This is a genomic window from Fructobacillus durionis (genome assembly GCF_900112405.1).
GTDB lineage: Bacteria > Bacillota > Bacilli > Lactobacillales > Lactobacillaceae > Fructobacillus > Fructobacillus durionis.
Window position 1 is genome coordinate 20,581 of the sequence record NZ_FOLI01000008.1, and the last position, 11,427, is coordinate 32,007.

An 11,427-nucleotide genomic window follows, 5' to 3' on the forward strand; every position below is an offset into this window, starting at 1 on the left:
GTCTTTTTTGATTAATGAATCATTTTCTTCGTTTTAGTGCTGCTTTTTTTGCTACAATGAGCAAAGGAGTTAGCAATGTCACGAAACAAAAGCGTTTTTAATGATAAACAACGGATTCTGCGTTTATACTCAATTTTGATCTCAAAGCAAGCCATGTCGGTGGACCAGATTGAAGACCTCTTTTTTGTTGGTCAAAAAACCGTGCAGCGTGACATTGCAGCGATTCGTGAGTTCCTTGCCGACCTGCAGCAGGGGGAAGAGATTAAATCCGAGGTTGTTTACGACCGTAAGATGAAGAAGTATAAGATTACCGAACGAGACCATCTCTTTGAGGTCTTTGATAAAATCAATTCAGAAGAAAATCCCTTTTACTTCTAAAAAAAGTCGCACCGTTTCATGTGAAACGGTCCGACTTTTTAGTTATTAGTGGACAAAGTAGTTGAGTAGATCGGCTTCTGTTAAGGCATCCTTTTCCTGATCTTTAACGTCTAGAACAATTTGTCCAGAGTTTAAGACAATCAGGCGGTTACCGTATCGAAGGGCATCCTTCAGGTTGTGCGTAATCATTAGAGCGGTTAGGTGATTATCCTTGACCTGGTGGTTTGTTGCCGCCATCAACTGATCCGACGTCTTTGGATCCAGTGCGGCTGTGTGCTCGTCTAAGAGCAGCAAGCCTGGCTTGACCTGTGTTGCCATTAGGAAGGAAAGGGCTTGGCGCTGCCCTCCTGAAAGGGAACCAGTCGCTGTCTGCAGTCGGTCTTCGAGGTTGTTCCCCATTGTCTTTGTTAATTCGTAGTAATGTTCAAGCTTTTCAGACGTGAGCTTACGGTTCTTCAAAGTCCGACGAGATCCACGCTTTTCAGCAAGCAGCAGGTTTTCGGCAACGGTCATACGGGGAGCGGTTCCAAGCTTGGGATCTTGAAAGACGCGAGCAAGAAAGGACGTCCGCTTGACAGCAGGTACTTGGGTAATGTCTTCGCCGTCATGACTAACAGAGCCAGAAGTAAGGGGAAGGTCACCGGAGATGACATTGAAGAGAGTCGACTTACCGGCCCCGTTGGTACCAAGAACGGTGATGAAATCCTCTGGGTAAATGTCCAAATTCATCTTATTCAAAATGGTCGTACCGTTTGGAACAGTAACGGTCGCATCTTTTAGTGAGATTACAGGTTTAGTCATTTGCTTTACCTCCCATGTGTAGGACTTTTTCAAGCTTCAAGAACTTACGAGCTTGAGGAATCATCATGGCGATGGCCAAAATGAGTGATGAAATTAAGTTCAAATCGTTTGTTGAGAATCCAAGCTGTAGAACCGCGAGGAGAACGAGTCGGTAGATGATTGAGCCAATGACGACAGCAACCAAACGTTGGTTTAGTGACAAATCACCGAAGGCTACTTCTCCAATGATGATGGAAGCCAAGGCGATAACGATGATACCGATACCCATGTTGATGTCAGCAAAACCGTTGTTTTGAGCAATAACAGCACCACCGAAGGCAATCAACGCGTTTGATACCATCAGACCCATAATGGTCATACGATCTGTCTTAATACCGAAGGCAGCGGCCATGACTTTGTTATCACCAGTGGCGATAAAAGCCTGACCGAGTTCGGTTTGTAGGAACCAGATGAGGAAACCCAGGATAATGGCAATGACAATTAACCCAAGGACAACGCCGTCAAAGTATTTTGGCAAATCATTTAAGAATGAAAGGGAGAAGATGGTTTTTTGATCTAACAGAGAAATGTTAGCTGAACCCATAATGCGTAAGTTGATTGATAGGCAGGCGGTCATAACCAGGATTCCAGCTAATAGGATTGGAATCTTACCCTTCGTGTAGAGCAAACCGGTGATGAGACCGGCTGCAGCCCCAACGATAAGGGAAGTAGCAGTGGCTAAGAAAGGGTTCACGCCGTGGGCAATCATGGCAACGGCCGTCGAAGCACCAAGGGGGAAGGAACCTTCAACCGTCATATCCGCAAAGTTCAAGATACGGAAGGTTAGGTAGAGAGCGACCCCTAGGATGGCCCAGAGAATGCCCTGTGAAATGGAAGAAACGATAATGGACATTAGTAGGCCTCCTTGCTAGCTTTAGCGTCTGAAACAATCTTTTCTGGTAGTGTAATACCAAGGTCTGAAGCGGTTTGAAGGTTAACAGCGTAATTTCCCTTTGAAACGGATTGAACGGCCATTGTTGAAGCCTTCTCGCCCTTTAGAACCTTGGCAGCCATTTGACCAGCTTGGTAACCAACCTGGTACTGTGATTGTGAGTAAGTGACCAGTCCACCGTCAGCAACCATTGTGTCGTTCGATGGAATAACTGGTACGTTCTTTGCCTTGGCAGCGGATACCAAAGTCTTCATGGCCGTCGCCACCGAGTTATCCTGTGGCGCGTAGATAGCATCGACTTTACCGGCCATGGTTGTCGCAACCTGCAGCATATCATTAGTAGAAGAAATGGTATAAGACTTGACCGTGTAACCGGACTTTTGAAGTGTCTTCTTCATCTGCTTAGCGTTATAAGTGCCACCTGAATCGGAAGTCGTTGAGATGATTCCGATTGTTTTGGCCTTTGGCAAAACTTCCTTAAAGACGGCAGCTTGCTTTTCATAAGGAGAATCCCCGGCAACACCGGTGACGTTCTTACCTGGCTTATCAAGCGAGTTGACCAGTTTAGCACCAACTGGGTTGGTAATACCAGCTAAGACAACAGGGGACTTACCATTGGCAGCCTGTGCAAGTGAGAGGGCTGCTGGTGTGGCAATTCCGACGGTTAGGTCGGTATCCTTGTTGGCAAAATCCTGAGCCATGGTCTTTAAGTTGGCTTGGTTGGCTTGCGCGTTTTGATAAGAAATTTTGACGTTCTTACCATCCGTGTAGCCACCGTCCTTCAAACCAGCAACCACACCCTGATGAATTTGATCCAAAGCAGGGTGGGTAACTAACTGAAGAATTCCAACCGTTGGAATCTTGTGGTTTTTCTTCGTTGTTGATTGCCCTTCGGTGAAGAAGGCGACAACAAGAAAGGCTAAAATCAGTGATGTAACCGTTAATAGACGTTTATTCATCTTACTCTCCCAAATAAAATACTTAACCCAAATCAGTTTTTTTGCATGAAAAAAGCCTGTTCGGGTAATGTGATGTACCCAAACAGACTTTTATACAGTAAAAAGAGACCGGTTGGGACAAACTGTGTCACAGCCTGTCCGTATTCCGTCAAGCTGTTTTCCTACCGGCGCCACCATTGGCGATTCAATTGTGATGAGAATGCAGTCATTTGATTGCTCCTAAAGTATTAAAAGTTGTCTTAAGCATACAAGAGACTGTCTTGCCTGTCAAGAAACAATTAGAAAAAGGTCGATTTTTCTAAGAAAAGTCAGTTAAAATGCATAAAACGGACGTCATCGTCATGGTAGGTTTTAGCGTTTGCAGGCCCTTCAATGGAACCAAAAGGCATTTGTCCCCGGAGTGTCCAGTTACTTGGTAGGTCGAATGCCTTTTGAACGGCCTGATCAATGAGCGGGTTGTAGTGCTGCAAAGATGCCCCTAATCCAAGGTTACTTAGCGTTAGCCAAACGGCATAGAGAGAAATACCAATTGCTTCTTCAGCCCAGTCATCAAAGTGGTCGGCATAAGTTGGTGCTTGTTCTTTCAAGCCATCAACAATGCTTTCATCCGTAAAGTAGAGAACGGTCCCAACCCCAGCAGCAAAGGAGTTGTTCACCTTGGCTTCGGTTGTAGCAAAGGCCTCGTCAGAAGCTGACACTTTTTTGAGCTCGTCCAAGGTCATCTGCCAAAGCTTTTCGTGGGCTTGGCCGGTCAAAAGAACAGCACGAACAGATTGTGAATTAAAGGCGGAAGGGGTTTCTCGTATGGCTCCCTTAATAATAGAAAACAGTTCATCGGAATCCTGTTCTACATTCTTCCCCAGGTTGTAAATCGAGCGTCGCTCTTCTTGAATCTTAGCAAAGTCAGTCATGTGGCTTCTCCTCTGTTGTGGTGTATTTAATAAAAGTACAAGTGGTATGTTATACTATCTAAGATAAAAAAACAAGGAATATTTATGACATGAAGCCATCTCTAAAATTGACTAATGCGATTCATATTTTGATTTATATTGCCCGTGCCGATAAGCAGTCTTCTTATTCATCAAAGGACATTGCCAATTCGGTTAACACGAACCCTTCTCGGATTCGGGCCCTGATGTCGGACCTCCAAAACGCTGACATTATTAAGCGGGAAGGGGATCACTTTTCTCGCCCTATCCTGGCGAAGCCAGCCACGGAGATCACAATGGCTGATGTACTAAAAGCCGTTGATCCAAGTTCGGTTACCTTCCCATTGGACAATAAGGTGAACGAGGAATGTCCCATTGCTCAGCAGGTTAATCCAGTCTTAGCTGGCTACTACGAGCTCTTTGATGAATCGTTGATTCAAAAGATGAAGACCGTGACTTTTGAAGATATATTAAAAGATGTCAATGAACGGGCGGGAGAACCTCTCTGTCAGGTTAATGGAATAGAGAATGCTTGAGGAAAAACCACAAATTATCACATTGGTTGTCTTTTTAGGGGGAGCCATTGGCGGACTAGCACGCTATGGATTGAGTCTAGTACCTGTAATGGGAACCTGGCCATTGATGACCATCTTCATTAACTGTTTGGGAACGGCAATCTTGGCAGCTCTCGGTACATATATGAAAGGTTTGAACGAAAAGCCGGCCTACGTCCAAGACTTTGTTGGAACTGGGCTGTGCGGTGGTTTCACAACCTTTGGCGCTTTGATTTTGGAAAGCTACCAGTACTTGTGGTCTGGACAACTTGTTAACTTATTCCTACTCATTGCGGCTTCCATCATCTTTGCTTTACTATCCCTTAAGGTTGGCTTTTGGATTGGAAAAGTCTTCGTTCAGCGTCGAATCAACGGGGAACAGGTGGCTAACAATGGTAAATAAATTACTCTTAGTCATACTAGGAACCGGAGTTGGTGCTGTTTTACGCTACTGGTTGATGACCATGTGGACGAATCGTGGGTCTTTTTTGACTGGTGTCTGGTTGGTCAATTTAATTGGGTCCTTTACACTGGGGGCTCTCTTTGAATTAAAGCTGAATCAGCCCTTGGTTCTCCTCGTAGAGACAGGGATTCTTGGTGGCTTGACGACTTTTTCATCAATGATGACAGAGGGTGCAGCCGCAACTAGTAATAAACGGGAAGCAGCTTATTTAACAGTGCAAATGTTAACGGGCTTCATTGCCTTTATCATTGGTTATAGCTTATTTAGCATGAGCTAAAACCGTCTTTTATGGTATAGTGTTTTAGTATTATTAGGAGAGAAATCATGGCAAAAATTGCGGTTATTGTTGATTCTTCAGCAGCCCTTCCACAAAGTATTCGAAACTCATTCTCAATCACTGAAGTGTCTATCCCAATTCTTTTTGGGGAAGAGACTTTCTTGGGTGGAAAGGATATCACATCAGTTGCCCAACTCGTGGACATGATGTCTAAGAAGAAGGAACTACCAACCACATCACAGCCATCACCTGCACAGTGGGAAAAGGCATTGAACGAAGCCCGCGATGCTGGTTATGATCAGGCAATCATTGTGACCCTTTCATCTGGAATCTCTGGTGCCTTCCAAACGGCATCACTGGTAGCCTCAGACTACGAGGGATTGGACCGTGTTGAAGTGGTCGATTCAAAGTTGGTTAACATGGCACAGGCTGCCCAAGCTTTGTTAGCAGCCAAGCTTGCTAAAGAAGGCGCCGACATGGACGAAATCTTGGCCCAGTTGGCGGATTTCCGTACCCACTTGGGTGTTCGCTTTGTCGTAAACGATATCTCCCACTTGAAGCGTACTGGCCGTTTGTCACGAGGACAGGCCTTGGTTGGTGGTCTACTTAACATTAAGCCACTCTTGGACTTTGACATTGCTGGCGATGGTAAAATTGCGGCAGTCGGTAAGGTCCGTAAGATGTCAGGTGCTAAGGACGAAATTCAAAAGGCCTTTGACGAGTATCTCTCAAAGGTCGATTTCCCAGTTCGTGCCTACATTATCGATGCCAATAACAAAAAGCTTGGTGACAAGTGGCTCAAGGACTTCTCTGCCAAGTATCCTGCCGTGACTTTTGAACGGGCCGAAATGGATCCAGTTATCGTTGTGCACACCGGTGACGGAGCAATGGCGGTTATCTGGTCGCGCGATTACGAATCTTACCAAAAGTAATGAAGCATATATAAAGTAAAACCAGTTCATCGAACTGGTTTTTTTGTAAAGTTTAAAGAGAATGGGTTGGCTAGTGGGCTAATTTGAATTGTTATGATGACTGACCTAAAGCGATTCTTTTCGCTTTGCTAAATTGGAACAACTAGTATAGACTGATAGAACAGTAATTTCCCTTTTTACATAAGGAGACAATATGAAAAAAAGGACAAAGGCTTACCAAATTGTCTATGAAGTATTGAATGCTAGTACCCATGGCCTAGGATTCATTCTAGCGATTATTGCCTCAATTTGTTTACTAGTTAAAGTGTCTAAGGAGTCCCCAAGCGCCATTGAGTTAGCGGCCGTTATCGTGTACGTTTCATCGATTTCGCTCTTCTTACTTGCTTCGACGCTCTTTCACTCCCTGGTCTTTACCAAAGCGGCGAAAATCTTCCAGTTCATGGACCATGCCGGTATCTACCTGGTGATTTTGGGCTCTTATACTCCCTATACCTGGCTGGTATTGAAGTGGCCGGTTGGCTGGGCAATCTGGACGGCCATTTTATTGATGACCATTGCTGGTTTAATCTACGATATCTTCTTCGTTGGTCGTTGGCCATGGGTTGCCGTGACAATTTACCTAGTGATGGGTTGGCTCATTATCTTAGTGATGCCAATCATCTGGTCCTTACTGAGCCCAGCAGCCTTCTGGCTTTTGCTGGCTGGTGGGGTAACCTACTCGCTTGGTACAATCTTCTATTTGCTACCCCAGATTCCGATGGGGCATGTCTACTGGCACCTCTTTGTTATGCTCGGTGCTGGACTCATGTACTTCTCAATTTATCAAACTATCTAAAGTCGCTTGTCGACCAGAAAGTAAAAAACATTCATGGAAAAATTAAATTACCACTATCAGGACGCCTGGCGCCACACGACCACGGCCACCTGTCAATCACCAATTGATGTAGTGGCTGCAGATTTAGCTGAGGGTTCTCCTTTGAGAATCGATTGGTCAAAGCTGCAGACCAGCGCCGTGCGCAAGGACGAACAGGTCATTGGCGACCAGTTCTTCTGTGACGGCCAAGTAATGATTAACGATGTGACTTATGATTTGGTTCGTTTTCACATCCATGATGGGTATGAACACCTCTGGAATGGCCAGGGGGGCCCAGCGGAGCTCCATCTTGTTTTCACCCGACCTGAAGGTGGGACCTTTGTTCTGGCTGTCTTTTTGACTCTAGATGAGCAGGCGGAGACACTCTTTCGCCCCATCTTAAAAGAAGAGAAAAAGCAGGTAAACCTGCAGAATTTCTTACCTGCCGTGGTGACGGAAGCGGTTACCTACGTTGGGACACTAACGACACCTCCTTTGAAAAAGGACGTGCACTGGTTGTTGTTGAAGGAAACGCTGGGGATAAACACCGAGGACTTGGTGACTTTTACCCAGGCCTATCCAGATAATCACCGGGACGTGCAACCAGTGCAGGAGCGGGAGGTGCTTTGGCACCAAGTTGAGTCAATGTCTTGACGATTTTTGCTTAACAAGCGTACAGTTAATTTAGTTAAAAAACAGGACAACAGCAGTTGGCCCTGTTTTTATTTGCAAGGGAGTTATATATGAATGAAAAAGCTTTAAAACGGGCTGCACTAGTTGTTGCTGCCGCCTTGTTTATGCAAATGTTGGACTCGACCATTGTCACAACGGCTTTGCCACAAATTGCTAGTGATCTCTCGGTCAACCAGTCGACCGCGTCTCTCTTAGTTTCGGTCTACATGCTTTTTGCCGCTGTCTTTATTCCGCTTTCGGGCTGGATGGCAAAGAAGATGAACCGGAAAACGCTCTTTTTATTGGCGGTTTTGATTTTTACCCTTTCTTCCGTAGCGGTTGGCCTGGTCAATAACCTGGCCTACATCTTAGTTATGCGTGCGCTTCAAGGAATTGCAGGGGCTATGATGATTCCGGTTGGAAAACTGATTATCTTGGAAAACGTAGCTTCGAAAAACTTGCTACAGATTCTTTCCTATTTAATTTGGCCAGCGCTGATTGCGCCAGCCATTGCACCCTTATTAGGGGGTTACATTATTTCGGCCCTTTCCTGGCACTGGATTTTCTTCTTGAACCTACCAATTGGCCTGGGAATTTTGATTGCTGGTTACTTCTTGATTCACGATGAAAATGAAACTGAAAATGCGCCTTTCGACATGGTTGGATTCATTTTGGTCGCACTGGCCGCTGGTTTGATTTTGATTGCCGCCGAGACACTGTCGCATGGTTTGAAGAGTCTAGCCTTAGGGGCAACCTTACTTGTATTGGGGTTTATCCTTTCAATCTTGTCCTTTAAGCATTTGCAGCGGGTGGATCAGCCACTCTTTGCCTTAGACGCTCTGAAAACTAAAACTTTCCGCATCTATACAACCGGTGGATCAATCTTTTGGATTACGATTGGGGCTTTGCCATATTTGTTGACCCTATTGTTGCAGGTCCCATTCCACTGGTCCGCTGTTGAAGCCGGTACCTATGTCATCTTTATCTTCCTGGGTAACTTGGCAATTAAGCCATTTACCACGGCTATTATTAAGCGAACTGGTTATAAGTACGCCTTGGTCATTGCCTTGGGATTAGCAACCATGTCGACCTTTTTGATGGCGGCTTTCGAAATGAATACGGTCAAAGCTTGGATTGCCTTCGTTGCCTTTGTATCCGGTGTCGGACGTTCGCTTGCCTTAACTGCCTATAATTCACTGGCCTTTTCCGACTTAACAAAGAAGGAAAAGAACGCGGCTAACACACTGCAGTCAGTTATGCAGATGTTGTCCCAGGCCTTTGGCGTTGGCTTTGCAGCCACTTTGGTAGCCCTTTTTGCTCAAGCATTTACCAGCAGCTTAGCCTACCAGATGACACTCTTTATCTTTGGTTTGATTTCACTTTATCCACTGTTTGAAGTGCTGACGCTTCCTAAAAACGCTGGTGAAAGCACGTTATAAAAGTCTTTAAAGACCGCTTTGCGGTCTTTTTTATTGCAAAAAGATGAGAAGTTGGGGATAATGGCGGTAAGAATTAGCACGTTAAAAGGAGGCCTTCATGACAAAAACACGATACCAAGATGACTTTTACCAAGCGGTGAACGGTGAATGGATCGACCAGGCGAAGATTCCGGCTGACCGACCAGTAACTGGGGGATTTTACGACCTAGTTGAAGGGATTGAAAAGGAAGAACGGCGTGTGTTGGCTGCCATCGAGGCAGGGAACGAGAAAACGCCTGCTGCCTTGCAGGAGTTCGTCAAAATGCACCAGTTGACCAAGGACTGGGACAAGCGTGCGGCAACGGAAAAGGCTGAAATAAAGAAGTTCTTGCAGCCTTTGTTGGATTTGCAATCCTGGCAGGATTTGCAAAAGCGCGAAGCGGAGCTGGTTAAGGAGAGCTATACGACTGTTTTGGAAGCAACCATCAGTCCTGACTCGAAGAATACCAGCCGAAACGAACTCTGGTTAGCCAGTCCTGATTTGATTTTGCCTGATACGACTTCTTATGACAATCAGGAACAAAAGGAAACTCTTTTGTCGACCTGGTCGAAGATGGTAAAGGAACTTTTGGAACACTTGGATTTGGCAGAAGAGGGGGCTGAATGGGTTGATCAGGCACTAGCCTTTGACCAACTCTTAGCAGACCGTGAATCATCATCAGAAGAACTATCCGATTCATGGAAGAACTACCACCCAATGACGGTCGAAGAGGCCAATGCCAAGGTGCCGGCGGTGACTTTGGCAAAGACCTTGGAAGGCTTAGTTGGACAAGTGCCGGATAAGGTCATTGTTTACGACGGCCCATTCTTTGAGAAGGCAAAGGAAGTTTATACAGAAGAAAACTTTGCCATCGTGAAGGGCTGGATGATCATCCAAAACCTCTTGGAGATTGCTGGACTCCTAGGAAACGATACTCGCGTCATGGCTGGTCAGTACGGACGTGCCTTATCAGGTACGAAGGAAGCGGTTCAGCCTGCTAAGTCTGCCTTCCGCCAGGCTAGGGCCTTCTTCTCCCAAGTTGTTGGAAAATGGTATGGCGAAAACTACTTCGGTCCAAAGGCTAAGGCCGATGTTGAAAAGATGGTCCAGGAGCTGATTAAGGTCTATGAGGGGCGTTTCGACCAGATTGACTGGTTGTCAGACGAAACCCGTGCCAAGGCCAAGGTGAAGTTGGCTGCCCTTGCCGTGAAGGTTGGCTACCCAGAAAAGCTACCAGCTTATTTGGAAGAACGAAAAGTGGATGCTAAGGCATCGCTTGTTGATAATGTACAACGTTTCTCAAAGGAAGCCGTTGCCGAACACTTTGCCAAGTGGGGTAAGCAACCGGATAAGTCCCGTTGGGGAATGTCAGCCGATACGGTGAATGCCTATTACTCACCGGACTTTAACCAAATCGTTTTCCCAGCTGCCATCTTGCAGGCGCCATTCTACGATCTAAAGCAGACGGCTAGCCAAAACTTCGGTGGAATTGGAACGGTCATCGCTCATGAGATTACCCACGCCTTCGATACGAACGGTGCGCGTTATGACGAAAAGGGTAATCTAAAGGAATGGTGGACTAAGGAAGACTTTGCCCACTTTGAAGAAAAGACGGAGGCGGTTGTGCAGGCTTTCGATGGTCTCGATTCCGCCGGTGCCAAAGTCAACGGGCACTTAACGGTTTCGGAAAACGTAGCAGATTTGGGTGGTGTTTCAGCGGCCCTTGCTGCCACAAAGGCTAGCGGGGATGCTGACGTGAAAGCCTTCTTTGAAAACTTTGCTACGCTTTGGCGTCAAAAGGCGGAGCCAAAGTACTTGGCTTTGTTAGCAACCATCGATGTTCACGCACCCGCTAAGTTACGTACCAACGTGACGGTTAAGAACTTTGATGACTTTGAAAGGGCCTTCGATGTGCAAGAGGGGGATGGTATGTACCTTGCTCCAGAAAAGCGCATCCAAATTTGGTAAAAAAATTTAGTAAAAACCTTGTCAGACAACTTCATTCTTGTTAATATAGAGAAGTTGTTTAAGACATGGGAGTGTAGCGAAGTCTGGCTAAACGCGACGGACTGTAACTCCGTTCCTTCGGGTTCGTAGGTTCGAATCCTACCGCTCCCATTGCCTCGCTTCAGGCAAATTTGAAGCATTGCCCCTTGGCCAAGTGGTAAGGCAGAGGTTTTTGGTACCTCCATGCGCTGGTTCGATCCCAGCAGGGGCAAT

At 46.0% G+C, this 11,427-nt stretch carries 13 protein-coding genes and 2 tRNA genes; 11 read left to right on the plus strand and 4 right to left on the minus strand.

All coding sequences use genetic code 11. The annotated features are described in order from the left end of the window. Nucleotides 1-75: 75 nt before the first annotated feature. Complete coding sequence (locus BMZ93_RS06080) at nucleotides 76-378, plus strand: kinase (protein WP_091503199.1); 303 nt, start codon at nucleotides 76-78, stop codon at nucleotides 376-378. A 45-nt stretch (nucleotides 379-423) separates the two neighbouring features. On the opposite strand, the gene BMZ93_RS06085 is transcribed toward BMZ93_RS06080, so the two are convergent. The 4 genes from BMZ93_RS06085 to BMZ93_RS06100 all read right to left on the minus strand — a co-directional run bounded on the left by BMZ93_RS06085 (nucleotide 424) and on the right by BMZ93_RS06100 (nucleotide 3,980). After that, complete coding sequence (locus tag BMZ93_RS06085) at nucleotides 424-1,179, minus strand: ABC transporter ATP-binding protein (protein ID WP_091503201.1); 756 nt, start codon at nucleotides 1,177-1,179, stop codon at nucleotides 424-426. Next, nucleotides 1,172-2,071, minus strand: a complete 900-nt coding sequence (locus BMZ93_RS06090; protein WP_091503203.1) for an ABC transporter permease — start codon at nucleotides 2,069-2,071, stop codon at nucleotides 1,172-1,174. Before BMZ93_RS06090 ends, BMZ93_RS06085 begins: the two co-directional genes overlap by 8 nt. Beyond that, on the minus strand, nucleotides 2,071-3,069 hold the full coding sequence (trpX, locus tag BMZ93_RS06095; RefSeq protein ID WP_091503205.1) for a tryptophan ABC transporter substrate-binding protein: 999 nt from the start codon (nucleotides 3,067-3,069) through the stop codon (nucleotides 2,071-2,073). Before trpX ends, BMZ93_RS06090 begins: the two co-directional genes overlap by 1 nt. A gap of 308 nt (nucleotides 3,070-3,377) precedes the next feature. Then, entirely contained in the window at nucleotides 3,378-3,980 is a 603-nt protein-coding gene (locus BMZ93_RS06100; RefSeq protein ID WP_091503206.1) for a nitroreductase family protein, read from the minus strand. Nucleotides 3,981-4,069: 89 nt separating this feature from the next. Here BMZ93_RS06100 and BMZ93_RS06105 point away from each other — a divergent pair, with 89 nt between their 5' ends. The 10 genes from BMZ93_RS06105 to BMZ93_RS06150 all read left to right on the plus strand — a co-directional run bounded on the left by BMZ93_RS06105 (nucleotide 4,070) and on the right by BMZ93_RS06150 (nucleotide 11,426). Beyond that, nucleotides 4,070-4,534, plus strand: a complete 465-nt coding sequence (locus BMZ93_RS06105) for an Rrf2 family transcriptional regulator (protein WP_091503208.1) — start codon at nucleotides 4,070-4,072, stop codon at nucleotides 4,532-4,534. Continuing rightward, nucleotides 4,527-4,955 (plus strand): fluoride efflux transporter FluC, encoded by a 429-nt coding sequence (locus BMZ93_RS06110; RefSeq protein WP_091503211.1) that lies wholly within the window; start codon nucleotides 4,527-4,529, stop codon nucleotides 4,953-4,955. Before BMZ93_RS06105 ends, BMZ93_RS06110 begins: the two co-directional genes overlap by 8 nt. Further along, nucleotides 4,945-5,292, plus strand: coding sequence for a fluoride efflux transporter FluC (locus BMZ93_RS06115; RefSeq protein WP_091503213.1), 348 nt, complete (start codon nucleotides 4,945-4,947; stop codon nucleotides 5,290-5,292). The genes BMZ93_RS06110 and BMZ93_RS06115 overlap by 11 nt, the downstream gene beginning before the upstream one ends. 47 nt (nucleotides 5,293-5,339) lie before the next feature. After that, nucleotides 5,340-6,224, plus strand: a complete 885-nt coding sequence (locus tag BMZ93_RS06120; protein ID WP_091503215.1) for a DegV family protein — start codon at nucleotides 5,340-5,342, stop codon at nucleotides 6,222-6,224. Nucleotides 6,225-6,417: 193 nt separating this feature from the next. After that, complete coding sequence (gene trhA, locus BMZ93_RS06125) at nucleotides 6,418-7,059, plus strand: PAQR family membrane homeostasis protein TrhA (RefSeq protein WP_091503217.1); 642 nt, start codon at nucleotides 6,418-6,420, stop codon at nucleotides 7,057-7,059. 33 nt (nucleotides 7,060-7,092) lie between these two features. Beyond that, nucleotides 7,093-7,731, plus strand: a complete 639-nt coding sequence (locus BMZ93_RS06130) for a carbonic anhydrase family protein (protein ID WP_091503219.1) — start codon at nucleotides 7,093-7,095, stop codon at nucleotides 7,729-7,731. An 89-nt stretch (nucleotides 7,732-7,820) separates the two neighbouring features. Next, on the plus strand, nucleotides 7,821-9,188 hold the full coding sequence (locus BMZ93_RS06135) for an MFS transporter (RefSeq protein WP_091503222.1): 1,368 nt from the start codon (nucleotides 7,821-7,823) through the stop codon (nucleotides 9,186-9,188). Nucleotides 9,189-9,285: 97 nt separating this feature from the next. Continuing rightward, nucleotides 9,286-11,175 carry a M13-type metalloendopeptidase gene (locus BMZ93_RS06140; protein ID WP_091503223.1) on the plus strand — a complete coding sequence of 630 codons (1,890 nt, stop codon included), beginning with the start codon at nucleotides 9,286-9,288 and terminating at the stop codon, nucleotides 11,173-11,175. A 67-nt stretch (nucleotides 11,176-11,242) separates the two neighbouring features. Beyond that, a tRNA-Tyr gene (locus BMZ93_RS06145) sits at nucleotides 11,243-11,325 on the plus strand. Between the two features lie 29 nt (nucleotides 11,326-11,354). Next, nucleotides 11,355-11,426: transfer RNA gene (locus BMZ93_RS06150), tRNA-Gln, on the plus strand. The last annotated feature ends 1 nt before the right edge of the window (nucleotide 11,427 follow it).